Raw genomic sequence first — 25,035 nt, 5'->3', positions numbered from 1 at the left:
GCCCCGCCGTGGCCGTGCACGGCCGATTCGTCCCTGCCCCGTGGGACGGCGTGCCGGACTACTGGTCCCCGGAGGCGTTCCGTGCCGTCTGCAGTGCCTGGTCGGCGATGACGATCGCTTCTTGATCGTGGCCCGCCGCCTTTGCTGCCTGGGCCTGACTGAGGGACACACGGAGCAGTTCAACGGTGTGTTCCGGCAGGCGGTTGCTCGCCACGATCTCTTCCAGCTTCCGGATGGTGTCTGCGGCCAAGTCCTCGGACATGGTGTGGTGTCTCCTGCGTTGCGGATCAAGGACATGCGACGGTGCCACGCCGCAGCGGGCAGAACAAGGAGGCTTGCGGCCGAACTGCTCCCACGCGTGACGGGAGGCGAACTCCCCACCCGGACGGCCCCGTCTCAAGGCTTCTTCGCCGGTCGCGCGGCCACTGCCCTCGCAGAAGGCGACGGCGCGCCGCGCCTGCCCCGTTCTCGCGTTACGTGCCCGGCCGCGTCAAGGAGGAGCGGGATTGCTCACGCGGCGAGCGCCGCCGGCTCGCCCAGGCGCACAGCGGCGACGCGCCAGGCAGCGGTGACGGCTCGGTGGGCGGCCGCGCTCGCCTGACCGATGTCGGCGGGGAGTTGAAGGGGAGCGCCGACGTGGACGTGCAGGCGGGGACGCCGGACGGGGGCCGTGAGGAGTCCTGCGACCTGCTTGGTGGGGCTGCCTGAGGTGACCCGGCGAGCCCCGGCCTGGCCGATCGGGATGATGGAGGCGCCGGAGGCCACGGCGAGGCGTGCGGGGCCACTGCGGAAAGGAGCCGGGGCGGCCTCGGCGGCGTCTGTGCGGCGCGGAAGTCCTCCCTCGCCGTAGATGAGAACGTGACGGCCGGCGTCGAGCGCTGCCGCCGCCTGACCCAGCGCGTCGGCCGCGTGCGCGGTGCGGCGGAAGACGGGGACGTGGCCGTCGCGATCGAGGAGGAACCGCAGGACGGGGACGCGCCAGAGTCCGGCGGCGGCGAGGACGACGGGTTCGATGTCCATCCGGCGCAGGGCGGCCAGCACGACGCCGGGGTCTGCCGGCGATGTGTGGTTGGCGACGAGGATGCCGGGGGCCGGGACCGTCGCGAGATCGGTGGATGTCGTCAGTCGACCGAGGGAGGGGACGTGGGTGGCGGCGATGCGACTGAGCACGGGACTCCTGCCTTCTGGACGACGACGTGATCTTCATCGTCGCGCCGGGGGCCGCAGGGGGCCTGAGTGCGCGTACTCATCTGTCCCGGTGGTTCCGTGACCACGTGCTCAGTCCGTCGGACCACCGGACGCAGCACGTTCGGAGTCGACCACCAACAGGTTCCCTCCCGCGTGCGCCGGGCCACGCGACGATCGGGTGGGGGAGCCCGCTGTCTCCGCGGGTCGACAGGCTCGCTGACGGTGACGCCGGCCGGCAGATGCCCATTCCGGTTCCTGACTGGCAGTCGCGTCGCGGCGTGTGGAGGTGATCTCGCACATGAGTACGTCTACGGGTAGCCTGGCGCCGCCGGGATCAACAGGATGGCTCCATGAGTGAGCACGAGCGTTGTCCCCGACTCGCTGCCAGACCCGACCGCACCCATGGGACCGCCCGCAAAGTGATGAAGTCCCTCCTTGTCGTGGCGGCCGTAGCAGCTGCGGTTCTGCTGCTCTACATGGCTTTCTTCATCGGCATCTTCGTCCTGGCCAGTTGATCGCTGCCGCATCGCCGTACCTCGAGGCACGCATGGGAGCAGGCCGGTCGTGCACCGGGGGCGTAGGAGACGGGCGGCAGACGGCACAAACCATCGCCTCGAGGGGGCCGAGGATCCCACGGAGGCACGACCAGGGAGCCGCCGCTGCGCAGACCCGGCCCGCGCACGTCGAGCCGGCTCTTCGGCGTGGCGCGCGGTGTGGGGCGGTCTAGCCGGTCACCACGTTGAAGGCCTGGAGGATCTTCGGCTCGACCTCAGGGATTCCCGCCTCGCGCACCAGCGGCAGGAGTTTCTCGCTGAACCTCTGGAACGCCTCCTCGGATTCCCATACGTCCACCACGACCCAACCGGTGGGAGTGGGCCCGGCGACATGCGAGATCAAGCCGGGGACGGGCCAGTCCGATCTGGCCCTCACCGTGCCCCGCCCACCGGTCAAACCGTTCGTGACCTGCTCGTACTGCGCCTGGGTGGTTCCGGGAAGCTCGTGTACGACGATGATGGCCATGGGGACTCCCTCTCGCTTGACGGCCGCGCTCGCCACCCAGTCGACCAGCACGCGCGACCGTGCACACGAAGAGGGCCGCCATCCGAGGTACCGCGCCGGGCGACGTCCTCCGCCGGGTCAGGGGGAGCTCCACCACCCGGCGCGGTTGCGCTCTCGCCGTCGGCCGCGGGCACGCCGGATCACCAGCCCCATGAGGACAGGTGGCGGTTTTCACTGATCCGGCTGGGCACCCGTTCTGCCTCGTCGGGGGCTGATCGGGAGGTGGGGGCGCCCTGAGGGCGGCGCCTCGCCCTCAGGGAAGAACCTTGACGCCTACGCCTGAGATCCGACCGACGGTGTCGAAGGTGACCTCGACCGCGTTGTCGCCGGGCAGATCGGCGACGATCCGGTCGCCCTCGACACGCTGGGGCACACCGTGGTGATCGAAGTACCCGCCGACGACGTGCCGGGCCGAGTACCCGATCAGTCCCGCCCCGGTGAGCAGCGTCCGCGGCAGCGTGACCGGATCCAGGACCGCGCACGGAACCTGTGGGTCGTCGGGTAGGAAGTAGACCTGCGTGCCCGGTCCGGCCGGAACGCCGATGTACCCCGGTGCCTCGGCGACCCCCATCCCGGTGAAGGCCAGCATTTCCGCCGCGCGCCGCGGGTCGTCGAAGCCGGACAGGTCCAGGACCTCCTCGGTCAGTTCGGCGATGCCGTGCGCCCGGCCGTACCGTTCGACCGCGCCGGTCAGCGCGACCACCTCGGTGCCCCGCAGGCCCGGGTTCGCCCAGCCCCACATCCAGGACCGCTCGTCCATGTCGTACGTACCCAGGACGGCGACGCGCAGCTCCAGCTCACCCTGTCGGTACAGACGGGAGGGCAGGTCGGCGGTCCACGGCCCCTCGGGCAGGAACGTGGTCAGGGCCTCGAGTTGAGCCGCACCCCAGGCGGCATGCCGTTCGGCCTCCAGGAGGAACGCGTCGCTGAATGCACTCACCATGCCTTGACCCTATGTGACCGCCACGATCCATTCCGAGGAGGGCCGCCGACCTCGATTGGGGCGCCACCAGGACCGGGCCGGGCGGCAGGGTCATTTGCCTGGAGAGGTCGTCCCTGGGAACGTATCCCCGGGCTCACCCGGATAGCATGAACACCGGTCGGGCTCGACCGAGTAGACGGTAAAGATGACCACTGCGAGATAGGCAAGCAGGCTGCCTGGCCTGCGGGGTGGGGCGAGGGCATGGATGACCCGCAGCACAGCACGAGCGGGCCTGCCGCCGTGCAGCCACGCGTCGAGGCCTCGCTGGAGATCAAACCGCTGCCCGCGGGGCTGCGTGCAATCGGGGAGATCAGCATGAGCACGCAGGCAACATGGCAGCAGGCACTGGAGCAACTCGCACAGAACCGGACCGCCACGCTGCATCTGGACATGGAGCAGGTGACTTTCGTCGATGTGGCAGGCGTAACCGATCTGGCCGTCGTCGCGCAGCGGATCGCGGACGACAGGCGGGTGGTGGTGCACCAGCCTCCGCCACAACTTCCCCGTATTCTCGAGATCTTTTGGCCCGGACTTCCCACGATTGAGGTGGCTCAGCGATGAAGACGAGCCACCCTGGTGAGCCGTTCGTCCACCCCGCCTTGTTCTACCGGGATGACGAGCAGTACGTGAACGGAACAGTGCCCTTCGTCCTGGAAGGGCTCGACGCCGGCGAGCCGGCGGCTGTCGCCGCGCCACCGGACCGGCTGGATCTGATCCGTGAGGGGCTGGGCGCGCGTGCCGCCGAGGTCCACCTCGTGGACATGACACAGGCCGGCCGCAATCCGGGCCGCATCATCCCGGGTGTGCTGCGCAAGTTCGCCGACGCGCACGCTGCCGCGGGCAGGGTACGGATCATCGGTGAGCCGATCTGGCAGGGCCGCTCCGAGACCGAGTACCCGGCATGCGTGCAGCACGAGGCACTGATCAACCTGGCCTTCACCGGCCGGGACGTGACCATCCTGTGCCCCTACGACGCCTCACGCCTTGCGGAGCAGGTCCTCGCCGACGCGTTTGCCACCCACCCCGTGCTCATCGACGAACGAGGCGAGGTGGCATCCACCACCTACAGTCCCGAGCAGGTCATCGCCCGGTACAACGAGCCCCTGCCCCACCCGCCGGGTGTCGACGCGAGGTCCTTCACCGCCGAGACACTGCCCGATGTCCGGCACTTCGCCGTCCAAGGCGCGCAGAAGCTCGGCCTGGCGGGGTTGGCTCTGGAGGATCTCGCCCTGGCGGTGGCGGAGCTGACCACCAACAGCGTCGTCCATGGCCCAGGGGCCGGAACTCTGCGGCTCTGGGCCGAGGGGGAGCACATCGTCTGCGAGGTGCACGACACAGGGCGGATGACCGATCCCCTGGCCGGGCGCCGCCCGCCGGCACACACCCGCCCCGGTGGCCGCGGACTGCTGCTCGTGAACCACATCGCCGACCTCGTACGCCTCCGCACCGGCGAAGAGGGCACCACCATCCGCTTCTACCTGGCTCGCTGATCGCCGCGGGCGATCGACTCACGACGACCGGTGGTGAAGGCCGAGTGCCCGATCAGTACTGCTGGCCGGCGGCGGGGGGCGTCAGGCGGATCGTGCCCCAGGTACGAGCCGGCCGATCACCGTACACGTACGAGTCGGCCGGTCACCCGCACCGGCGCCGGCCGGTGCGGGTGAGGCGAGAGCGCGTCCGGCGTCAGGAGCTCGTGAGGATGACGAGTTGCCGGGTCGCACGGGTCATCGCGACATAGCGGTCGACGGCTCCTTCGATGCCCGTGCCGAACGTCTCCGGGTCGATGAGGACGACCAGATCGAACTCGAGCCCCTTCGACAGCCCCGGCGTCAGGGACCGGACGCGGGATGTCGCCCGGAACGTGGGATCGCCGATGACGCAGGCGATCCCGTCGGCATGGGCAGCGAGCCAGGTGTCCAGGATCGAGTCCAGATCCGCGACTGATCCATGGACGACGGGGATGCCGCTGCTGCGGATGGAGGTCGGCACATTGGCGTCCGGGAGCGCGGAGCGGATGGCCGGCTCGGCCTCCGCCATGACCTCTTCCGGTGTGCGGTAGTTGATGCTGAGGGAGTTCACGGTGATCCGGTCGAGCCCGACCCGCTCGAGCCTCTCCTCCCACGACTCCGTGAACCCCTGCCTGGCCTGGGCTCGGTCACCGACGATGGTGAAGCTCCGGGAGGGGCAGCGGAGCAACAGCATCTGCCACTCGGCGTCGGTCAGTTCCTGGGCCTCGTCCACGATGATGTGTGCGAACGGGCCTGCGAGAGCGTCCGGTTCGGTACCGGGCAGCGCGCCCTCGTCGATCAGCGTGTCCTGCAGGTCCCGTCCGCGCAGCATCGTCACCGCGCCTTCACCGTCGTCGTCGGCCTCCAGCAGGCCGTCGATGACGTCGGCTCTGCGCGCACGCTCGGCGGCGACAGCGGCCTCGTGCCGACGTTTGCGCACCGACGCCTCCGGATCGCCGAGCCGCTGCCGTGCCGCGTCCAGGAGCGGCAGGTCGGACACCGTCCAGGCCTGGGCATCCTTGCGCTGAAGTCTGTGAACGTCGTCGGGGCCGAGCCAGGGAGCGCACTTGCGCAAGTAGGCGGGTACCGACCAAAGATCTCCGACGAGTTCACTCGCTTCGAGCATCGGCCACGCACGGTTGAGGGTCCTGATCAGGTCTCGGTCCTGGAGCAGCGACCTCCGGAGGAGGGCGGGCGAGGCGTCGCTGTCGTCCTTGTCGATCAGGATCGTGAGCAGTTCCTCCAGGATCTGCTCGCGCGCCTCGTTGTGCGGAGTACCTGGCTCCACTGCCTCGAACGCCGCCGCCCAGTCGTCGGGGCTGAGCCAGATGTCGGACCAGTGGCTCGAGACCGTCATCCCCTCGGTGGGCGGCTCCTCGTAGATGCCGACGGCCGGTTCGATCGCCTTCACCATCTCCGCGGACGACTTCAGAAGGGCCACGCTCGGGTCGGTCTCGATCGCTGCCCCGGCTCCTTCCGTGACGAGGTCGCGCAGGGTGCAGGTCTGCACGCCCTCCTCGCCGAGGCTGGGCAGGACATCGGCGACGTAGGCCAGGTAGGGCTGGTGCGGACCGACGAACAGTACGCCGCCCCGACGGTGACCGAGGCGGGGCTCGGAGTAGAGGAGGTGAGCGGCGCGGTGCAGAGCGACGACGGTCTTGCCCGTACCCGGACCGCCGTCGACGACGAGAGCGCCGTGTGATCCCGCCCGGATGATGGCGTCCTGGTCCGCCTGGATGGTGGCGAGCACGTCCCGCATCCGGGCCGACCGGTTGCTGCCCAGGCTGGCGATGAACGCGGACTGATCGTCGAGCGCGGCGTGCCCCTCGAGCCCGTCGGAGGTGAACACTTCGTCCCAGTAGTCGCTGATCAGGCCGCGGGTCCAGCGGTACCTGCGGCGGCTCGCCAGACCCATCGGGTTGGCGTGGGTCGCCCCGAAGAACGGCTCGGCCGCGGGGGAGCGCCAGTCGAGCAGCAGCCGACGCCCCGCGCTGTCGGTGAGGCCGAGGCGTCCGATGTACACGGGCTCCGGGTTGTCCGTACGGACGACGTGTCCCAGGCAGAGGTCCATACCGAAGCGTCGCAAGGTGCGCAGGCGACCGGTCAGGCGGTGGATCTCGGCGTCCCGGTCCATTGCCTCCCGGCCGACGCCGCCGGGCGCCTTGCGCTCGGCCTCGAGACGGTCGGACAGGTCCGCGATCGCCTGCTCGAGGGCTTCCGAGATGGCCGCGAAGTGGCGCTCGTCGCCGTCGATCAGCGCCGGGTCGGCCTTGGGGGAAAGAAGCTCGGAAAGATTGAACGCGCTGGTGGTCAGAGGGGTCATGTCATCAGCTCCGGTCCGAGGCCGCCGCCGCGACGGCCGATTGTGCACACGCCCGAGTCTCTGTGCCGAGCGCCCCCGTCCGCAGTTGGTGTTCCGCCACCAACTCGACATCACCGCACGTCCTGTGAACCGACACCCACGCATGCACTATGTGAATCCCCCGTCTTTTCCCGCAGGTTGTGACTTCGGCCCGCGATTCTGCCCCACGGCCGGGGCCTTGCGGCAAGCCCCCCAGTGGGCTATAAGTTGAAAGTGGCAAGGAGTGGGTGTTCCTCATTGCCTTTCTCGTCCGTTCGGGACGGACAAGCCTCCGCGGCTCAGCGACGTACCGTGCCTGACCATGAAGATCCACCTCGTCAGCCAGCCGGTCCGGCGGCGGACCGCTGTCGTCCCGGGGGTCGGGCGAACAGGACGGCAGAGAGCGCGACACGGGCAGGTACGACGGCCACGGCAACCCCGAAGGCAGGGGACGGTTGCTCAGAAGTTACTGGGGGGCAGCGGGAGAGGCAGCCCGGGCAGGCCGTCGATGCTCTGTGCGATGTGGTCCTTCTTGGCGAAGTACGCGCTCAGCGAGGCGTCGTCCTCACGCGAGAAGCGCTTGCCGTGCAGGTCGCGATCTTCGTCGTACGACATGAAGGGCACCCCGTATCCGCAGGAGTCGCGGACGAGTTCGGCCGTCACCACGATGATCGCGCGCAGCCCGTGCAGGGCCGGGTCGATGTCCGGGAAGTGTGCGAGCAGTTCCATGAAGCGCGGGTCGTCACGGAAGACGGGCTCGCCCCGGCCGTGCACCCGAACGATGTTGGGCGGCCCCTGGAAGGCGCACCACATCACCGTGATCCGGCCGTTCTCCCGCAGGTGCGCGATGGTCTCGGCAGTGCTGCCGGCGAAGTCGAGATAGGCGACCCGCTTCTCGTCGAGCACCGCGAAGGAGCCCTTGAGGCCCTTGGGGGAGAGGTTGACCGTGCCGTCGCCGACCAGCGGGGCGGTCGCGGTGAAGAATATCGGCTGTTGCTCTATGAAGGCGCGCAGCCGGCCGTCGATGCGTTCGTAAGTCTTTCCCATGCCTAAGGATTATGTAAGGAAACTCTTCGCCTGTCTAACGAACTCGATGGCCCAGTCGCGAGCCTTGGCGTCCTCGTCGGCCAACAGGACTTGCACAGCCCGGAGTTGACGGCGCTCGTCCTGTTCGGCGAGTTCAGGCAACCTCCGTGCACGACACGTGTCACGTGACGATGTCGCTGCTTAGCGCAGGCGCTGACCAGTAGGAACGTTGGTGAACGGACAGGCAAGCCGGCAGCGGACCCCACAGAAGTGACGTCCTGGCTGAGGTGCGTGCCACACTCCCCGAGGCAGATCTCCCCGCCGTCCCGTCGCCGGGAGCGGAGTCGAAGTATCAGCGCGTCAACAGCAGAGGGAAGTCGACGGTCCCGTGCCGGAGGCTCCCTGGCCGGAGATTCGCGCACCCTCGATCATCAGCATCGCGATCTCGTCCTCCGCGCGCGGGCAGCTGCGCACGACGGCGCGCAGTACCTCACCCCGGACGGTCCATTCCGGCCCCCAGTCGGCCCCGTCCGCCGGATCGTCGTCGGTCGATGACGGAAGTTGACCGATTCGTCGCGAGGGAAGGCGTCCCAGACACGGCGTTCGGCGGGGGTCAGTTCGATGATCTCCACCGCAGGACTCTGACGCGGGGCCGGGCCGCACGTCAATCGGCCCGGGTCGCTGCCAATTGACCCCCTGTAATGACCGGGCCCCTGATCGGCCGACTGCGAGCTCGAAGAGCACTCGCGAGCCCGACTTCAGGGTGCGGCCCAGCCGCAGCGCCGGCCGCACGTGGCGGCCAGAGCCTGTCCGGCGGGTCATGCCGGACAGGCCCGTGGTCCCGAGGAATGCTCAGCGCTTGAGCGTGAAGGTGAAGTCGCCGGAGAGCTTGCCGCTCAGCCGGACTGCCGAAACGAGATTCCCCTCCGTGATCAGCCTCTCGACCTCGGCCCGCGAAAGGCCGCACCCTTCAGCGATCAGTCGCACCGGCCGGACAGGGATCCGCGCCGCAAAGCGGACCGAGACGTCGATCACCTCGCGACCCAGGTGATCCGATCCGCCGGTGTCGAGACGCCAGGCGTTGTCCCAGTCGAGGGCGATGTGATTACGGCGCCGCACGACCGGATCCTGGAGCAGCTCGGCTGCGAGGCCAAGGTCGTTGTCATGCAGCCGGTCCAGCAGCTCAGGTCGTACGGAGCGCACATTCATCCGCTCCAGGACCGTGAGCTTCGCGGTGTCCCCGCAAGCGGTACAGAGCGCGAGGAGCCAGGCGTCGATGAGCTTGTGGTTTGCGTTGACGCGGAATTTACCGCTTGCCCGGAAGTGCTCGGACGCGCACGCGTGGCAACGGCGGCGGACGAGCGGCAGGCAGGTGGGCACGACCACCCAGTTATTGAGCACAGAAGTACACCGGTTTCAGTGAGAAGTCCGCAGCAAGAAGAAGCGCGGCGCAGATGCGCGACGCGCGACAGATCAGCGCTCGGGAGGTCTCACAGGGTGTACAACGGCACGTCCTTGACCAGACGACTTGGACCGGCAGCACGGTAATGGCGCACAACGGCGCTGCTCCACTGGTTTTCGAGCGCCTCACCGACAGGTTCCATCCGGCGGATCATGACGAGGCCGGAGCCGGATCACGGAGACGGTGACGGTGCCGTCGACCGCCTTCACTTGGGGACCGTGGCCGGGACCCGCGAGCGGGCCCGTTCCACAAGCCCCGCACCCACGTTGTCAGTGCGGCCTGACAAGATCGAGGGCATGACCAGCAGCACCGGAAGCGCCCTCCCTCTCCCGTCCAACCATCGCATCTCGGAGACGTACGCCGACTGGGCACGCGCCCAGGACCCCGTCACGGAGACTGCCGCGCGGGCCGTGCTCGAGGAGGCCGATCGGAAGCGCGGGCGGGCCTGGGAGAAGCCCGGTCGGTTCGTGGAGGACATGGAGCGCCTGGCCCGAGGCCTGCCGGCCGCCCATCTGCCCTGGTTCTGGGACACCATCGGCCACTGGCTGCTGGAGACGCACCGCCGTTCGGCTGCCCGCGCCTACGGCCTGGCGCGTACCGCCGAGCGCACCCATCAACTCTTCGTGGACCCTGACTGGCGGCAGGCGAACCTGCTGCTGTTCGCCCGGTTCGGAGCCCTGCCCGCCACCGAACTCGGCGGCCACCTCGTCTGGTTGAGCGGCATCCTCGAACCGGCCGACGCACACCGTGAGTTCACACGGATGCTGGCCGTCTGGGCGGCTTCGCCCGGCGACCTTCCCGCCGACCTGGCCCGTCGGGTCCGCGACTCGGCCCGCTCCGCCGGCCTTGGCACCGAGGAGGAGGCCCGCGTGCTGGGCGGTGTACTGGCCGCCGCGCGCGGCAAGGCGATACCCGACCGGCTGCTCGACGCGGCCGCCGGCCCGCTCGCCGCGTACCCGCCGGACGACACTCAGGCCACCGCCTTCCTCGACCTGTTCCCCGAGTCGAAGAACAACGCCGCCGCATGGCTGCGGCTGCTCATCGCCTGCGGCGCCGCCGGCGCCGCGGCGGCCGGCCGGATCGCACCCGAGGGCGGCCTCGGCGACTGGCTGCGCCGCTACGCCGCCGGCTACTCGCACCGCACCGTCGCCGGCGGCGGCGTGACCCGCCAGCCCATGCCGGCCGAACTCTTCGACATGGTGGGCCGGTTCGCGCCGCTGCTTCGTGCAGCCGGTACGCCGGTGCGGCTGCACGAGGACCGCTACCAGTGGCCGCACCTGGACGCCGACCTGCTCGACCTCTGCCTCGCCGAGGGTGTCCCCGTCGAGGACCCGGGTCCCGCCATCGGCCTGGAATTCTGGGGCGAGCACTCGCAGCGTGACCTCAAGGCGCTCGCCGCCGACCCGGTGTTCGGGCCCAGGCTGGAGGGCACCGTGCACGCCGGGCTCCGCACCCGCGGCGGCACCGCCATTAGCCGCCTCCCGCACAACCCGGGCATCGCGGCCGAGGTGCATGCCCGGATCGAGAGGCTGCTCGACGCCCTGCGCGGCGGCGGCCTCGCCGCCGCCGACGAAGCCGTCGATGAACTGCGCGACCTGCTCGACCGGCCCACGGTCATCGCCCTGGACGGCATCGAAGAAGCCCTCGACGCCCTCGACCTCACCGGACCGCTGGCCCGCGCGCTGCGCGCCGGACTGCCGGAGGAGCTGGCCTGGCCCGCGCTCGAGCAGGCCCTTGCCGAGTTCCGCCCCGGTGAGACCGTGCACGTCACCTGCACCTGGCCGGTGCTCACCGTGTACGGGGACGCGCGCGCCATCGCCGTCGACCACGCCGGCCGGCGCGGCGACCACATCCTGGAGCTCCCCCACGCCTCCCGATCCCACACCGTCCACTGGGCCGGCGGCCGCTTCCTCGTCTCCTGGAACGACACGAACGAAGACAACAGGGGCCATTACGCCTACTGGTCCGACCAGCCCCGTGAGACCTTCGAACCGGAGGAGACGTACGGACTGCGCCCCTACGGCGGCAGCATCCAGGGCGGCCTCGGCTACCAGTTCGAAACCCCCGACGGCGGCGGCCGGTTCGACGGCGAGCGCGTCCTGAGGGCCGGCGGCCGCGAAGGCATCGGCCACCGCGACTACCAGATGAGCGACGGCCGCACGGCCTGGAGCTCCGAGGTGTTCGGCCGGAGCCGCGGAGGCTGGGCCCGCCTCGACCCGAACACCGGCGTACCCAGCGACGACCACACCCTGCCCGACTTCCACCGGCCCGCCGAAAGCCCGCCCGGTACCGCTCCCTTCAGCGACCACCACATCCTCGCCGCACTGCCACCCGGCGCGCCGGCCTCCCCACTCGGCCAGGACGGGCGACTCACCGGCTGCCGGGTCCACCACCGCACTCCGTACGCCGGGCCGTCACCCCGCGAGTTCGTGCTCGAGAGCATCGACGGCCGCACCGCCTCCTACCGCAGCCGCCGCTGGGGCCGGCGCCCCTGGGGCATCCTCGCCCTGCCGCTCGGTGGGGAGGACGCCGTCCTCGCCGGCGAGACGACCATTCGCTGCCACGCCGCCGACGACAACTCGCTCCTCTGGCAGGTCCGCGGCTTCCCCGGCAGCACCGACAGATCCCCCGTCCGCGTCACCCTCGGCGAACAGGCCGGTCCGGTGCCTCCGCCCGCGTACTGGCACTTCCTCACCCCTCGCGACGAGGCCTCCTCCACATCCCTCCGGGCCGTCACCGACACCGCCGTGCGCCGGCTGCTGGAACCCGGCACCGGAACCGGCGACGAAGCGGCCACCGTTCTTCCCGGTGTGACCGACCCGCGGATTCTGGCCGGCATCGCCCGAGCCGCCAGTCTCGCCGCCGACGTACTGCGCCGCCGCCAAGAACTCTCCCACCGCGTCGCCGTCATGCGGTCCGGGCCGGTCGTCGACCTGCCCGACCCGGCACCCGACACCCGCCTCCTCCCCGCGCTGCGCGGCCTGCTGCCCCGGCTCCGCGGCTACGAGGAGAAGCCGTCGCCACCACAGCCCGCGCTCCTCACCGCTGTCGCCGCCGACGGCCGGTACCTGCGCGGCGAGATCGACGACGAGGTCCGGGTGCTCGCCCTGCCCGCCTCCCCGCCCGAGTGGGCCGTCCTGACCGGCCGGATCGACGCCGTGGCCTGGCGGGCCGCCATCACCGCCACCCCCGCCGAACACCGGCAGGCCCTCACCGCACTGCTCGGAGTGTGGAGCCGGCAGCCCTTCGCCGAGGCCGACAGCACCTGGCGGACCGGCCGCGCCCCCGAACAGCGGATCGCCGAACTCCGCGAGGGCGGCGCCACCGTGGCCTCCGGCCCGGTCCGCAGCGGCCTCGTCCCCTTCCTCCAGCGCGCCGCCGAACCGGCACCCGCCGACGCCGAAGAGTACGAATCGCAGACGATCGCCGGCGCCGACGGCATCCGGCTGCCCCGCCTGCTTACCCTGCTCGCCGAGCACGGCCCGCTACCGGTCCCCCCGGAGGCCATAGACCTGTTCCGCTGGCGCACCGGGGTGCTCCGCCCGATCGCCGCCCTGGTTCTCGACGGATTCCCGGGCAGCGCCGACTACGACGAGCACCGCAAGCTCCTGCGCGGCAAGCCGTACAAGGCGGACCAGACTGCCGTCCAGGCGTACGAGGAATTCCAAAGGCGCCTCGGCCCGGCCGGCCGGCGCACCGTGCTCGCGGCCGCCCTGCCCGTGGACCCGGCCGAGCTGTGGGCGCCCGGTGGCATGACCGCCGCCGCGGACCGGATGGCCGCCGCCTGGACCGCACTCCTCGGCACCGCCCCGTACACCGACGACGGCAGCCACGCCGCCGCCCTCGCCACAGACCGTGGTCTGCCCGAGGCCTGGGCCACGGCCCTGCTCACCGGCCGCGCCCCTGAGCCCCTGGACGCCGACGGGGCCCGCGCGGCCGCCACCGCCGCAGCCTGGGCCCTCACCGAACGCCCGGTGGGTGACCCGGCCATGACCGGCGCCCGCACCCTGATCGACCACCTCACGGCCGCTCCGGAGGCCCTCCTCGCCGGCCTGCGCCGACTGGCGGAACGGTCCACCGTCACTCCGGTCCCGCCCGGCCAGTACGAGACCAACCCGCTGTTCAGCGTCCCGCACGTGGTGGACGAGGCTGCCGCTTCCCTCGGTGTCAGCCGCGACGCGGCCGCCCTGCACCTCCAACTCCACGCCCTGGACCGCCCGGCCGACCGCACCCTCCGCCGCTGGAACTTCTGGACCCTCGACCACTACCGAACCGTCCGCAAGGAGCTCACCGCGGCGAAGGCGCCGCGCCCCGTGCCGTCCGCCGCAGCGGCCGAGCCCGCAGCGGTCCCGGCTCCCCTCCACGAACGGTTCGCCCAGGCCTGGACGGAACGCGCCAGGCCACAGTCCTGACACAGCGGAGGTGCGTGACTCGCGGACGCGCGCGAGACCTTGCCTGGTGGTGTTGACACCAGGTGCAGCACACACTTCCGTTCCATCGCCCCCTAAGACCAGGCTGGTTGGCATGAACCGACGTACCGTCCTGATCACCGGAGCGACCCAGGGCCTGGGCCGCGGCATCGCGCGCGACCTCGCCGTACGGGGCCATACCGTCCTGCTGCACGGACGCGACCGCGCCCGTCTGGATGCCGTGGCGGCCGAGGTGAGCGCCGCCGCCTCAGGCGCCACCGTACGCACGTACCTCGCCGACCTGGCCGATCTCGAGCAGGTGCACGCGATGGCCGCCCGGATCCGTGCGGCCGAGCCCCGGCTCGACGCGCTCGTCAACAACGCCGTCGCGGGCGGCGGCGCTGAGCCGCTCCGGCGCGAACTGAGCCGGCAGGGGCACGAGCTGCGGTTCGCCGTGAACCATCTCGCCCCCTACGCCCTCACCCGCGGTCTGCTGCCGCTGCTCACCGCCTCCGCGCCCGCCCGCGTCGTCAACGTCGCCTCGATCGGACAGGAGGCCATCGACTTCGACAACGTCATGCTGGAGCGTGACTACGAGGGCCTGCGGGCCTATTGCCGGAGCAAACTCGCGATGATCATGGCGACCTTCGAGCTGGCGGCCGAACTCCAGGGGACCGGCGTCACGGTGAACACCCTCCACCCGGCACACCTGATGGACACCGAGGGGGTGCGCGAGTACGGCCTGACTCCGGTCACGGGAGTCGACGAGGGAGTGAGGCCCACTGTGCGGCTCGTCACCGACCCGGACCTCGAAGCCACCACGGGCCGCTATTTCGACCAGTTCACCGATGTGCGCGCCCACGACCAGGCGTACGACACCCGGGCCCGGGAACGCCTGATGAAGCTGACCCACCGGCTTCTCGCCGAGGGACCGCCCGGCAGGCCCTGAGGGCAGCACTCCGGGAAGACCGGGGCGATCCCGAGGGCGGGGGCGACGGCTCGCCAGATCGTCGACCGGCCGTCGCCAGGCCGATCCGGGGGTCCTCCAGCAACGGGCGGATGCCGAGGCCGTCGCACTGGGCCAGGACCAGCGTGCTGACTTCGGTGACGTCGTGCATCGGAGCTCCCTGCTGGCCGCCCTCCGCAAGCACGCCGCCGTACCCGGCGTCGACCCCTACGAGTACGAAGCGTGGGAGGGCCTCCGGGTCGCCGAGGGAGCGGCGACCGTCGCCCTGCGCATGGCCGCTGCTCTCGGCGGCCGCATCAGGACCGGCGCGCCCGTCGAGCGGTCACCGTACGGCGGCCCTTGGGCTGCTCCGTACGCCGTCCGGGAGCGGTCGGCCGGATCCGGATCCCCGACTCCGGCTTCCGGAAGCCGTGAACGGTCAAGGAGCGCTCGCCGGGGCGGACCGTCACTCCTTCGGCGTCGCCGACGCCCTGGCGCAGAGGTACGGACGCGCGAGCAGCAGGCCGGTGCCGGTCACGGCGATGCCGAAGTAGACCGGCGCGAGGTGGATGAAGTCCGTGTAATGGATCGCGCCGTGCACCATGACGGCCGGCAGGAAGCCGGCGGCGGCCGCCGCGGCCAGCGTCCAGAACACCCAGGCCTCACCCCGCCGCCAGCCCCACGCGCTGATCAGAACGATGGCCACCGCGGCGGCCATCAGGGCGCCGCCGAACCCCGCGCGGTCATGGGCGACGAACGGCACAAGCCGCGGACTCACCGTTTCCAGCATGTGCGTGCTGGTGCCCAGGAAAGAGAGGTCGGTCGGCACGAAGACACCGGTGAGACCGACCACCGAGATCACCGCTCCGCCGACGAAGAGCCCCGCCCCCGTGACGATCAGCATCAGCTGGCCGACCAGCGCCCGCCGGCGCTCCGGCTCCGGCCCCTCGGGTGCCAGGCGCCACCGCGGTACGTGCGGGGTCCGGCGCACCGCGGCCACGAACATCGGGAACAGCACGATGGCGGTGGCCGTGTGCAGGGGCTCCACGAAGCCGGTGGCCAGGAAGTAGAACAAGGTGGGGAAGCCGATCGCCCCCGAGAGCAGATACACGTCGCGGGCCCAGGGCCAGCCGCGTCTGATCCCGCCCACGGCCAGGCCGGTGTAGAGAGCGCCGATCGCCACCATCGTGCCGGCCATGGTGATCCGGTCGTGCTGGAGGAAGTGCACGAGGTGGTGGTTGGCGACGTGCAGTTCGTGCAGTGTCATGCCGAGGTAGTCGCGGTCGTACCAGAGCAGCACCGGCCCGAGAGTGATCGCCGCGGCGCCGAGTCCGGCGCCCGTCATACCGAGACCGACGAGCAGCGCCCACCACCAGGCGGGCCAGCGGCGGGGATCGCGGCCGATCTCCCGGAGCACCGGAGCCGGCGCGGTGGGCGTGGCCGCTTCGGTGACCCGCGCGAACCAGCCGGGTCCGGCCTCGACGAGCACCTCGGGCCGGGCGAGCACGACGGCGCCCGGCTGCTCGAGCACGGTGGCCGCGGCGCTGACCGACGGGTCGGACACATGGACCAGGTGCGGGTCGTCGTCGCTGGTGAATCCGTCGACATGGGGCTTGAGGGCGGCCTCGGCCTCCGGGTCGCAGGCGCGGACGACCAGCGGGATCGAGCGGCCGGCAGCCGCCTCCCGCACGGTCTTCGCGTCGGCCGCCGAGACGGGCGCCACTTCGATGACGCCGGCCCCGAGCGGAGGCAGCGCGCGTACCGCTTCATGGGCGAGCGAGGGCGGCACGGATATGCCCAGGCGGACGGTCACGGGCACGCCGGCGACCTCGCCGGCGAGCCGCTTCGGCGGATGGCGGTGGCCGAACCCCCGGGCGATCAGGCGCGCGCCGGCGGGACGGGAGCCGATCGAGGCCAGCAGCCGCAGCGCGGTTCGCTGCGAACGGCGCCGGCCGAGGACGGCGGCGGCCGAGCCGCGCAGCGGGTGATACGTCCAGTCCGGCATCAGCGGCTCTCGTTCTCCGTCGCGGTCACCCGGTCACCGGGTGCGGTCTCTGTCACGCCCACCCGGTCACCCGGCTTCGTCTCCGCCGTGATCACCCGGTCACCTGGTCGCGGGGAGCGGTCCAGCCGAGCACCGGCGTCATGGAACGCAGCGTCGCCCGCGTCGGCGTCAACCGGGCAGCCGCGTCCCGCAGCAGTACCGCCGGCGGCCACGACAGCTGGCCGAGTGCGCCGAGCCTGGCGGAGCGGCGCGTGATGGCCTGTGTCCTCGGGCGGCGCAGCAGGTCGTACGAGCGGAGCGCGGCGGCCACGTCCGGGGCGGCGTCGAGGCAGTGGGCGAGGGTGACCGCGTCCTCCAGCGCCTGACACGCGCCCTGGCCCAGGTTGGGGGTCATGGCATGGGCCGCGTCGCCCAGGAGCGCGACCCGCCCACGGACGAATGAGGCCAGCGGCGGCAGGTCGTACAGGTCGTGTCGGAGCACCGCGTCCGCGGGGACGGCGGCCAGCAGGGCGGGGATGGGACCGGGCCAGGACCCGAACCGGCGCAGCAGTTCGGCGTACTCGGACGAGCCGGAGGCCGCTCCCGCCGGCAGCGACGCGGTAGCGAAGCAGTACATCCGCCCGCCCGGCAGCGCCGTATAGCCGAACCTCTCCCCACGGCCCCAGGTCGCCGCGCCCTCGGAGGGCGGCTCGGCGAGGGGCTCGGTGACCATGCGCCAGGCGGTGTAGCCGGCGTACCGGGGGGCGGCCACGTCGGGCCACAGGACGCGGCGGACCGCGCTGCGCAGCCCGTCGGCGCCGACCACGAGGTCGGGCCGGGACTCGCCCCCACGGTGATCGACGACCGGACCGTGGCCGTCGTCGCGGACCGCGGACACCTCGCTCCCCGACCGCAGGCTGTCAGCGGGCAGTGCCTCGGTGAGTGCCTTCAACAGATCCGCGCGGTGCAGGACCACCAGGGGGTGGCCGAAGCGGCGGGCCAGCTCCGCGTTGTCCGTACGGGACAGCCAGCGGCCCTTGCGGTCGCGCACGCCGCCTGCCGCCTCGACGGCGCCGAGCGCCCGGACGGCGTCGGCCAGGCCGAGCTCCTCCAGCGCATGCAGCGCGTTCGGCCACAGGGAGATGCCGGCGCCGACCTCGGTGAACTCCGGGGCCCGTTCCAGCACCTCGACGTGCCAACCCCGGCGGTGCAGGGCGACGGCCGCCGCGAGACCGCCGATCCCGCCGCCGACGATGGTCGCGGCGCGCTGCGGCATGGGTCCTCACTCTGGGTTCGGGGGCGCCGCCCCCGGGGTGAAACGGCCGTCGATCCGGTGCCCGAGCGGTATGCGACGCGGCGCAGGCCCTGCTGAGCAGCGCCTCATAGCAACATGTCGACAGACGCCTGTCAACGCGCGGAGGGGGGCGGACCGGCAACGGCCGCTGAGTTGACCGATGGCAGCGGCGTAAGCGGGAGGGAGTCAGCACCGGCCGTCAGGGTCCGCGATCACGGACGCGCATGATGTCGAGCGCCACGGGTTCCGCCATGGCAGAGCTCGGCCGGCCGCTCCAGAGGCCGCCGGCGGGGACCGGGACTCCTTGGAATCGGCCCTCCCTGTCGCCGGGGGCGTCCTACGGGGCGGCCTGGGTCCGGAAGTCCTCCACCGGCGGGACGCTCCACCGTGTCGGGTCCAGCACCTTGGTGTCGCCTCGCAGGGCGGCCAACGGCGCGTCGATGACCGCTGCCGCGGCTGTCAGACCGAGCAGAGCGCTGAGGCCACCCGATACGGAGTCCAGAAGCACGGGGGTCAGCGCGGCCGCCGCGACGGCGAGCCGCAGCAGCATCCGGCCGTGCACGGCCGCGCGGAAGTACGGGCGGGGGCGTACGGGCCGGGCCCGCAGGCCGGGGGTGGTTGGGCGCAGGTTCGCGGGATTCGTCAGATAGCGATCGGTGTAGTCGAGCGCCGCGTAGCCCCACACCATCTCGCCGGTGTCGGCGATAACGGCCACAGGGTAGGCCGGGTGGCCGCGCCGTCTGGCCACCGCCAGGACGGGTTCCCACCGCTCCGGCCAGAGTATCCAGACGTGGCTGCCCGCGAATCGGGGGCCGAACACGGCGAGCTGCTTACGGGCATGGTCCGGGCCGATCAGGCCGCGGAGCAGTCCGTGGACGCCGTACCACTTGCCCTCGGCGTCCCGGACCTTCAGGAGCTGGGCGTGTTCGAGCGGCGGATCGACGAGCTTGGTGCTGTTCTCGGGCACGATCCGGATCCACTCGGCGCCCGCGGACTCGTAGCGGACGGCCACCACCCGCCCCGCCCGGGCGTCCTGGGCCAACAACCGGTGCGGCTCGGGCAGCCTCCGGACCAGCAAGTGCTTGGCCGTCTGCCAGGAGACCGCCGCGCTCCAGGAGACCAGCAGCAGGGTGCCCAGGACGACGACGGCGGGGTGGACTTCGAGGTGGGCGGCGTGGCGGAACGCGGCCAGGGGCGCGACGGCAACCAGCAGCATGCCCGCGGCCAGGTACCAGTCGACCGGGTTGCGGGGGAGTACGGACGGCAGCGCCTCCATGGGCTGGGGGACGGGCACCGGCGGGCCGGGCGGCGGGGCCTGGCGGGTCATCAGGGCCCATGCGCCGATGCACACCGCCCCTGCGGCGAGCGCGGCCAGGACGTCCCAGCGGGCTCCGTCGGCCCGGTCGTGGAAGAAGCAGAGGACGACGGCGACGGTGGCGCAGCAGAGCGAGGCGGCGCGCAGGGATTCGGCGACGGTGTGTCTCACAGGAGTCCTGGGGGTCGGCCTGACAGGGGCGAGGGGCGAAGAGGAGGAGCGAGGAGTGAAGATCCGAAGATCGGCTCAACGTACCCAGACCGCCCGGGCGGCCGGAAGGCTGTGCCCGTTCCCAGCCCGCGTGTGGCGAGTACCGCCGACTGGTTGAAAGGGAAACCGGCCCCTGGTCGACGTTCTGAGATGCGTAAACGCCGCCATGGGGTGAACTGGTGGAGGAGCACTGGAACGGCGCAGTACGGAAGGGACTCGGGCAGCCCATCGGCTCGGTGCAGGCCGGCACCCCGTAACGGCCTGAGCCGTACGGTTGTCCTGCCGCCGCCGCACAAGCCGTCGGGATCGTCTTCCTGAACCTCGCGAGGGGCTGATCATGGGCAATCGAAGCAGCGTGACCGTAGGGGTGCTGGGGTCCTACGGGGGGCGGAACGTGGGTGACGAGGCGATCCTCACCGCCATGCTGGACCGCATCCGGACCGGGCGTCCAGACGCCCACCTCGTGGTCTTCTCGCGGGATCCCGAGTACAGCCGCATCATGCATCCGGACGTCGAGGTGGTCGCCTGGGAAGGCGTGTGCAGGGAGCGGATCTCCGAGCACCTGCAGCGCCTGAGTGTGCTCGTGCTCGGAGGCGGCGGGATTCTCTACAACACCGAGGCGCGCCGCTACCTGCGACTGGTCCGGACCGCCCAGGACCACGGTGTTCCCGTCTTCACCTATGCGGTCGGCGCCGGTCCGCTCAGCGACGAGGCGGACTGCGCGTGGATCCGCGCGACGCTCGGCGACGCGGCAGAGGTGACGGTCCGCGACGAGGAGTCGAAGCTGGTGCTGGAGGAGGCCGGGCTGGACAGGCCTGTCACGGTCACCGCCGATCCGGCACTGCTGCTGGAGCCCGGCGACGGCGGCGGTGAGCTCCTGCGGGCCGAGGCCGTACCTCCCGGTGTGCGACTGGTGGGGATGAGCGTGCGGGAGCCCGGCCGGGCTGCCGAGCACCTCGATGAAGACGGATACCACCAGCTTCTCGCCAGCGTGGGGGACTTCCTCGTCCACCGGCTCGACGCCCATGTCGTCTTCGTCCCGATGGAGCGCGACGACATCCGGCACGCGCACGCGGTGGTGTCCCACATGGCCGAGGCCCAGCGCTGCAGGGTGCTCCACGGCAGCTACCGCCCGCAGCAGGTGCTCGACATCGTCAAGCAGCTGGACCTGGCCATCGGCATGAGGCTGCACTTCCTGATCTTCGCAGCGCTCGCGGGGATCCCGCTGCTGCCCTTGCCCTACGCGGGCAAGGTCTTCGACTTCGCCCAGCAGATCGGGGCGCCCGCCCTGCGCGGTGTGGTCAGGGAGGCCGCGGGCCCCCTTCTGGCGGAGGTGGACCGTCTGTGGGACGAGCGGCCAGCCCGTTTGATCCACATGAACGCCCGCACCGCGGCGATGAAGGTGAGGGCTGCTCAGACATCCGACCGGCTCCTCGCCTATCTGGACCAAGCCGCTCCCCGCCCCCTCGTCCACAGCACCGCGCCGGCCGCCGCGGTCGGCTGATTCCACGCGACTGGCTCCCGAGGGAGGAACCGTGTCCTACCTGATCCCACCCCGCGTCCCCCGCACTGTCGAGCTGCCCCCGCGCCAGGCGCTGCACGCGGGCTCCACGCAGGTTCTGGTGATCGGCGGCGGGCCGGCCGGCATCGGCGCGGCCGTCGGTGCCGCGAACGCGGGCGCCGAAGTGGTGCTCGTCGAGCGGTACGGATTCCTCGGCGGCAACGCCACAGCGGCGCTGGTCATGCCGCTGATGAGTTTCCACAACGAAGTGAAACAGACCGTCCCGGGCGATTCAGCCCGCCTCCTGCCGCCCGACCACGGCGAGGGTGAGCCGGTCGTCGGCGGCGTGCTGTGGGTGCTGCTCGACCAGCTGGTGCGCGCAGGAGCGGCGATCCGTCCCTCGCTCGAAACGGGCTACACGGTGCCCTTCGACCCCGAGCTGTTCAAGCTGGTGGTGTACGAGCTGCTGGAGACCCACGAGGTGCGCACGCTGCTGCACGCGTTCGCCTCCGGTGTCGTCACCATGCCCGACCGCGCACGGGCCGTGTTCGAGACGAAGTCCGGCCCGCTCGTCATCGACGCGGACGTCATCGTCGACTGCACAGGAGACGGCGACATCGCCGCAGCGGCGGGCGCCGCGTACGAGATCGGCCGACCGGAGGACGGCTGGACCCAGCCCATGACGCTCATGTTCCGCATGGTCCGCTTCGACCAGGAGGAATTCGGCGCGTACGCCCGTGCCCACCCCGACCAGTGGAAGGGCGTGCACGGCCTGTGGGACCTCGTCCGCGCCGCCACCGATGCCGGCGAACTCGACCTGCCGCGCGAGGACATGCTCTTCTTCGCCACTCCGAACGCCGGCGAGGTCGCGGTCAATTCCACTCGCGTCACCGAAGTGCTCGGCACCAGCGTCTGGGACCTCACCCGCGCCGAGTTCACCGCTCACCGCCAGATGGCGCAGATCGCCCGCTTCCTGCGCGACCGCGTGCCGGGCTTCTCCGACTCGTACGTCGTCCAGAGCGGCGTACAGGTCGGTGTCCGTGAAACACGTCGCATCGTGGGTGAATACCAGCTGACGGGCGAGGACGTGCTGACTGCCCGCACGTTCGGGGACGCCATCGCCCGCGGCGCCTACCCGGTGGACATCCACAACCCCAGCGGGCGCGGCACCACGCTCAAGAGGATCCCGCGTGGCCAGTCCTACGACATCCCCCTGCGCTGCCTCTTCCCCCGTGATGTCGACCGGGTCCTGGTCGCGGGCCGCTGCATCTCGGGCGACCACGTGGCCCACTCCTCGTACCGCGTCATGCCGATCGCGATGGCCACCGGCCAGGCGGCGGGAGTCTGCGCGGCCCTCGCGGCGACCCAGGGCAAACGGCCGCAGGACATCCCGGCGGGTGAGGTCCAGCGAGAGCTCCGCTCGCAGGGCGCGAGCCTCCTGTGATGCCTGCGTCGAGAGGGAACGGGCTGCTCCCGGCCGGCACGGGCTGCGGGGGCCGGCAGTCGGTCCAGCGCCCCGTCGGCGCCTCGTGTGGCCGGCTGAGCCACACATAGGAGTGACCGGCTGCATTGCCATCGTGCCTGCTGAGGGCCAAGCTGATGCGCTACAGCCGGAAGGGAACGACATCGAGGTCGTCCATGCCGTCCCACGACCGCTCCGCATACAACCGCAGCCGCTTGGGACAGGCCGGTCGACGGTCGGTTCCACCTCTTTTGGGGCACACAGCACTTATGAACATCTCGCTCCCGCTCCGGCTCTTCGCCGCAGCGACCGTGCTCGGCCTGGCGCTCACTGGGTGCAGTGGTTCCGGCGGGTCCCCGAGCTCATCGGGATCGACGCTCGTCACGCCTGGGCCCTCCGCGCCCTCGCGCGCGACGCCCACACCCTTGACACCCTCGGCGGCCACACCGTCGGCCCGGAAAGTCCCGACCACGCTCGCGCCGACCCAGAAGGGCACACCGCCGCTCGGCTCCTGGAGTCTTCAGCCGGTGTGGCCGTTCGCCACGCTCGCCCAGGCACAGGCGTGGGAGCGTGCGTACCAGTCCGGCGGCCACCAGCCCTGGCACCGCGACCCCGGTCAGACCGCGCTGGCCTTCACCCGCAACTACCTGGGATTCAAAGAGATCGACAGGGTTTCCTCGCGCTCTGTCAGCGGTCGGCACGCTCGCATCGGCGTCGCACCGACGGGGCCCGAGAGCGGCACCGCGGCGGTCATTCACCTCGTGCGGTTCGGCTCCGGCGCGGGTGCTCCGTGGGAGGTCGTCGGCACCGACGACACGACGTTCTCCCTGACCACACCCGCGTACGGGTCGCTCGCGCACTCCCCCCTGACGACCGGCGGGCGGATCTCCGGTGTGGACGAGAGCATCCGTGTCGAAGTACGCCAACCCTCGTCCAACGCGCCGTTGGGCACCTCCCCGTGCTGCATTCCCGCAGGAGGCGACGACCAGCACTGGAACGCGAAGGTCTCCTTCTCCGGAGCCCGCGACCCGGTGCTCACGATCGTCGCCTCCACGGGCGGTCACGTCGCCACTGTCGAACGCTTCACCATCACGGCCGTACGCGCCAGGTGACCGCATGACGGTCGCCCGTACGGGGCGGCCGTCGCTCTGCCCTACATGGCCGCTCGTTCTTCGCGGATGTCGCTGACGCTGGCGAGGAGCGTGCCCTCCGACTGTTCGTAGTGGGAGAGGGCGATGCCGAGTCCGAAGAAGGTGGGCGCCCACTCGCCGACGAAGATGCCCCACCGGTCGGCGCGGGCGAGCCCCTTCCCCGGTTCCGCGGCGAGGGATGTGGCCCAGGTGGCGATGGAGAGGCCGATGGAGGCGAAGGCCGCCATGTAGGCGTGTTCGCTTCGCATGCCCATCTCGTGGAGCTTCTTGATCATGGCTATCCCTTGGGTGTGAGGGGGCGGATCTCCACCAGCATCACCCGCTCGGCAGGCACGCGCATCCGGAGACCGCCCCGTACGTGTCGGGCGGCGGCGGGTGGCAGCCACTCGCGCGAGCGGCGATCGGGGTGCTTCGATCGCTCGGCGAGCAGGACCTCGGCGCGTGTGGGTGGCGGCCGTCGGCCGGGTGGAGGCCGGCGTTCGAGCGCGCCGTGTGGCGATGGAACACCGGCCCAGGTGGTTCAGTGCGTGAAGTGCGAGAAGTGCCAGTCCGGTCCGGACGGCATGGTGGGGGCGAGGGAGCGGGCCCGCTGCCACATGCCGTGGGCCTGCTCGCTGGGGCGCTGCTGTTCGCCGTGAAGGGCGTTGAGGATCAGCAGGCCCCCGGTCAGTGCGGGGACGGTCCACTGCATGCACGCCAGCCGCCGCTGTGCCTTGTCCGTGTCGATGGGGTGCTTGGCGGCCTTCTCGGCGTCCTTGGGATCGGACGATGCGGCGATCTCGATCTTCTTCCCCAGCACGCGGCTGTAGGCGGTTGCCGCGAGGGCGGCGCCGGTGAGGACCGTCTTGGCCAGCGTGGAAACACCGACGCCCTGCTGGGAGGCGACGCGCGGGGCGTTCACGGCGAGCATGCCGCCGGAGCCGAACAGGTGCACGGCGATGGCGGCGGCGTTGACCGGTGTCCACTTCGCCCAGCCCGAACTGGCGATCCTCATGCTGGTCGCCCAGGTGCCACCCTCGTCGCGGGCCGCGCCGTTCAGGCCGACAGCACCCATCAGGGATCCACCGAACCAGGTCGCCAGCCCCACATCGTGCAGGCTGCGCAGCATCGTGTTGCGTTCGGACATCAGATCGGCTCCTTGCGCGGGCTGAGGAAGCGCCGGCGAAGCGGCCGGCTGTTCCTCACCGTTCCCGATCA

Annotated in this window: 20 protein-coding genes; 8 read left to right on the top strand and 12 right to left on the bottom strand. The window is 71.3% G+C overall.

Going from position 1 to position 25,035, the window contains the following annotated elements; translation table 11 throughout:
* Positions 1-58: 58 nt before the first annotated feature.
* Together ACZ5VC_RS27055 and ACZ5VC_RS27050 are read right to left on the bottom strand one after the other, a co-directional pair.
* Positions 59-262 carry a hypothetical protein gene (locus tag ACZ5VC_RS27055; RefSeq protein ID WP_469122602.1) on the bottom strand — a complete coding sequence of 68 codons (204 nt, stop codon included), beginning with the start codon at positions 260-262 and terminating at the stop codon, positions 59-61.
* A 248-nt stretch (positions 263-510) separates the two neighbouring features.
* Positions 511-1,170: a lysophospholipid acyltransferase family protein gene (locus ACZ5VC_RS27050; RefSeq protein WP_469122601.1), complete on the bottom strand. Its 660-nt coding sequence runs from the start codon at positions 1,168-1,170 to the stop codon at positions 511-513.
* Between the two features lie 368 nt (positions 1,171-1,538).
* Between ACZ5VC_RS27050 and ACZ5VC_RS27045 the strand changes: the two genes are divergently transcribed.
* Positions 1,539-1,703 carry a hypothetical protein gene (locus ACZ5VC_RS27045; RefSeq protein ID WP_469122600.1) on the top strand — a complete coding sequence of 55 codons (165 nt, stop codon included), beginning with the start codon at positions 1,539-1,541 and terminating at the stop codon, positions 1,701-1,703.
* 208 nt (positions 1,704-1,911) lie between these two features.
* Here the strand turns inward: ACZ5VC_RS27045 and ACZ5VC_RS27040 are convergent, their stop codons facing one another.
* On the bottom strand, positions 1,912-2,208 hold the full coding sequence (locus ACZ5VC_RS27040) for a hypothetical protein (protein ID WP_469122599.1): 297 nt from the start codon (positions 2,206-2,208) through the stop codon (positions 1,912-1,914).
* A gap of 292 nt (positions 2,209-2,500) precedes the next feature.
* Positions 2,501-3,190, bottom strand: coding sequence for a DUF6882 domain-containing protein (locus ACZ5VC_RS27035; RefSeq protein ID WP_469122598.1), 690 nt, complete (start codon positions 3,188-3,190; stop codon positions 2,501-2,503).
* 240 nt (positions 3,191-3,430) lie between these two features.
* Here ACZ5VC_RS27035 and ACZ5VC_RS27030 point away from each other — a divergent pair, with 240 nt between their 5' ends.
* A complete protein-coding gene (locus ACZ5VC_RS27030) occupies positions 3,431-3,790 on the top strand; it encodes an STAS domain-containing protein (protein ID WP_469122597.1) in 360 nt (119 codons plus the stop codon).
* A complete protein-coding gene (locus tag ACZ5VC_RS27025) occupies positions 3,787-4,719 on the top strand; it encodes an anti-sigma factor RsbA family regulatory protein (RefSeq protein ID WP_469122596.1) in 933 nt (310 codons plus the stop codon). Before ACZ5VC_RS27030 ends, ACZ5VC_RS27025 begins: the two co-directional genes overlap by 4 nt.
* Positions 4,720-4,912: 193 nt before the next feature.
* Here ACZ5VC_RS27025 and helR read toward each other — a convergent pair whose 3' ends face one another.
* The 3 genes from helR to ACZ5VC_RS27010 all read right to left on the bottom strand — a co-directional run bounded on the left by helR (position 4,913) and on the right by ACZ5VC_RS27010 (position 9,505).
* Entirely contained in the window at positions 4,913-7,060 is a 2,148-nt protein-coding gene (gene helR / locus ACZ5VC_RS27020; RefSeq protein WP_469122595.1) for an RNA polymerase recycling motor ATPase HelR, read from the bottom strand.
* A gap of 477 nt (positions 7,061-7,537) precedes the next feature.
* Positions 7,538-8,125: a pyridoxamine 5'-phosphate oxidase family protein gene (locus ACZ5VC_RS27015; RefSeq protein WP_469122594.1), complete on the bottom strand. Its 588-nt coding sequence runs from the start codon at positions 8,123-8,125 to the stop codon at positions 7,538-7,540.
* Between the two features lie 831 nt (positions 8,126-8,956).
* Entirely contained in the window at positions 8,957-9,505 is a 549-nt protein-coding gene (locus ACZ5VC_RS27010; protein ID WP_469122593.1) for a DUF1062 domain-containing protein, read from the bottom strand.
* A gap of 357 nt (positions 9,506-9,862) precedes the next feature.
* On the opposite strand from ACZ5VC_RS27010, the gene ACZ5VC_RS27005 reads away from it, so the two are divergent.
* Both ACZ5VC_RS27005 and ACZ5VC_RS27000 read left to right on the top strand, forming a co-directional pair.
* Positions 9,863-13,978, top strand: coding sequence for a hypothetical protein (locus ACZ5VC_RS27005; protein WP_469122592.1), 4,116 nt, complete (start codon positions 9,863-9,865; stop codon positions 13,976-13,978).
* A gap of 112 nt (positions 13,979-14,090) precedes the next feature.
* Positions 14,091-14,924, top strand: a complete 834-nt coding sequence (locus ACZ5VC_RS27000; RefSeq protein ID WP_469122591.1) for an SDR family NAD(P)-dependent oxidoreductase — start codon at positions 14,091-14,093, stop codon at positions 14,922-14,924.
* Between the two features lie 463 nt (positions 14,925-15,387).
* Here the strand turns inward: ACZ5VC_RS27000 and ACZ5VC_RS26995 are convergent, their stop codons facing one another.
* From ACZ5VC_RS26995 to ACZ5VC_RS26985, 3 genes are all read right to left on the bottom strand, one after another.
* On the bottom strand, positions 15,388-16,926 hold the full coding sequence (locus ACZ5VC_RS26995) for a hypothetical protein (RefSeq protein ID WP_469122590.1): 1,539 nt from the start codon (positions 16,924-16,926) through the stop codon (positions 15,388-15,390).
* A 91-nt stretch (positions 16,927-17,017) separates the two neighbouring features.
* Positions 17,018-18,181 carry an FAD-dependent monooxygenase gene (locus tag ACZ5VC_RS26990; RefSeq protein ID WP_469122589.1) on the bottom strand — a complete coding sequence of 388 codons (1,164 nt, stop codon included), beginning with the start codon at positions 18,179-18,181 and terminating at the stop codon, positions 17,018-17,020.
* 355 nt (positions 18,182-18,536) lie between these two features.
* Positions 18,537-19,685: a hypothetical protein gene (locus ACZ5VC_RS26985; protein ID WP_469122588.1), complete on the bottom strand. Its 1,149-nt coding sequence runs from the start codon at positions 19,683-19,685 to the stop codon at positions 18,537-18,539.
* Between the two features lie 376 nt (positions 19,686-20,061).
* On the opposite strand from ACZ5VC_RS26985, the gene ACZ5VC_RS26980 reads away from it, so the two are divergent.
* From ACZ5VC_RS26980 to ACZ5VC_RS26970, 3 genes are all read left to right on the top strand, one after another.
* On the top strand, positions 20,062-21,228 hold the full coding sequence (locus tag ACZ5VC_RS26980; RefSeq protein ID WP_469122587.1) for a polysaccharide pyruvyl transferase family protein: 1,167 nt from the start codon (positions 20,062-20,064) through the stop codon (positions 21,226-21,228).
* A 31-nt stretch (positions 21,229-21,259) separates the two neighbouring features.
* Complete coding sequence (locus ACZ5VC_RS26975; protein WP_469122586.1) at positions 21,260-22,669, top strand: FAD-dependent oxidoreductase; 1,410 nt, start codon at positions 21,260-21,262, stop codon at positions 22,667-22,669.
* A 443-nt stretch (positions 22,670-23,112) separates the two neighbouring features.
* Entirely contained in the window at positions 23,113-23,799 is a 687-nt protein-coding gene (locus ACZ5VC_RS26970; protein WP_469122585.1) for a hypothetical protein, read from the top strand.
* A gap of 41 nt (positions 23,800-23,840) precedes the next feature.
* Here the strand turns inward: ACZ5VC_RS26970 and ACZ5VC_RS26965 are convergent, their stop codons facing one another.
* Together ACZ5VC_RS26965 and ACZ5VC_RS26960 are read right to left on the bottom strand one after the other, a co-directional pair.
* Positions 23,841-24,113 carry a hypothetical protein gene (locus ACZ5VC_RS26965; protein ID WP_469122584.1) on the bottom strand — a complete coding sequence of 91 codons (273 nt, stop codon included), beginning with the start codon at positions 24,111-24,113 and terminating at the stop codon, positions 23,841-23,843.
* A gap of 245 nt (positions 24,114-24,358) precedes the next feature.
* On the bottom strand, positions 24,359-24,964 hold the full coding sequence (locus ACZ5VC_RS26960) for a hypothetical protein (RefSeq protein ID WP_469122583.1): 606 nt from the start codon (positions 24,962-24,964) through the stop codon (positions 24,359-24,361).
* Positions 24,965-25,035 lie beyond the last annotated feature (71 nt).

This window comes from Streptomyces sp. NPDC033174, assembly GCF_055577795.1.
This window is presented reverse-complemented; position numbering and strand designations above follow the sequence as displayed.

What these genes read in the sequence shown, in the direction of transcription:
- ACZ5VC_RS27015 (WP_469122594.1), bottom strand. Translation starts at nt 8,125, where the DNA reads ATGGGAAAGACTTACGAACGCATCGACGGCCGGCTGCGCGCCTTCATA.
- ACZ5VC_RS26960 (WP_469122583.1), bottom strand. Translation starts at nt 24,964, where the DNA reads ATGTCCGAACGCAACACGATGCTGCGCAGCCTGCACGATGTGGGGCTG.
- ACZ5VC_RS26980 (WP_469122587.1), top strand. Translation starts at nt 20,062, where the DNA reads ATGGGCAATCGAAGCAGCGTGACCGTAGGGGTGCTGGGGTCCTACGGG.
- ACZ5VC_RS27045 (WP_469122600.1), top strand. Translation starts at nt 1,539, where the DNA reads ATGAGTGAGCACGAGCGTTGTCCCCGACTCGCTGCCAGACCCGACCGC.
- ACZ5VC_RS27040 (WP_469122599.1), bottom strand. Translation starts at nt 2,208, where the DNA reads ATGGCCATCATCGTCGTACACGAGCTTCCCGGAACCACCCAGGCGCAG.
- ACZ5VC_RS27025 (WP_469122596.1), top strand. Translation starts at nt 3,787, where the DNA reads ATGAAGACGAGCCACCCTGGTGAGCCGTTCGTCCACCCCGCCTTGTTC.
- ACZ5VC_RS27055 (WP_469122602.1), bottom strand. Translation starts at nt 262, where the DNA reads ATGTCCGAGGACTTGGCCGCAGACACCATCCGGAAGCTGGAAGAGATC.
- ACZ5VC_RS27035 (WP_469122598.1), bottom strand. Translation starts at nt 3,190, where the DNA reads ATGGTGAGTGCATTCAGCGACGCGTTCCTCCTGGAGGCCGAACGGCAT.
- ACZ5VC_RS26990 (WP_469122589.1), bottom strand. Translation starts at nt 18,181, where the DNA reads ATGCCGCAGCGCGCCGCGACCATCGTCGGCGGCGGGATCGGCGGTCTC.
- ACZ5VC_RS27030 (WP_469122597.1), top strand. Translation starts at nt 3,431, where the DNA reads ATGGATGACCCGCAGCACAGCACGAGCGGGCCTGCCGCCGTGCAGCCA.
- ACZ5VC_RS27005 (WP_469122592.1), top strand. Translation starts at nt 9,863, where the DNA reads ATGACCAGCAGCACCGGAAGCGCCCTCCCTCTCCCGTCCAACCATCGC.
- ACZ5VC_RS27000 (WP_469122591.1), top strand. Translation starts at nt 14,091, where the DNA reads ATGAACCGACGTACCGTCCTGATCACCGGAGCGACCCAGGGCCTGGGC.
- ACZ5VC_RS26995 (WP_469122590.1), bottom strand. Translation starts at nt 16,926, where the DNA reads ATGCCGGACTGGACGTATCACCCGCTGCGCGGCTCGGCCGCCGCCGTC.
- helR (WP_469122595.1), bottom strand. Translation starts at nt 7,060, where the DNA reads ATGACCCCTCTGACCACCAGCGCGTTCAATCTTTCCGAGCTTCTTTCC.
- ACZ5VC_RS26965 (WP_469122584.1), bottom strand. Translation starts at nt 24,113, where the DNA reads ATGATCAAGAAGCTCCACGAGATGGGCATGCGAAGCGAACACGCCTAC.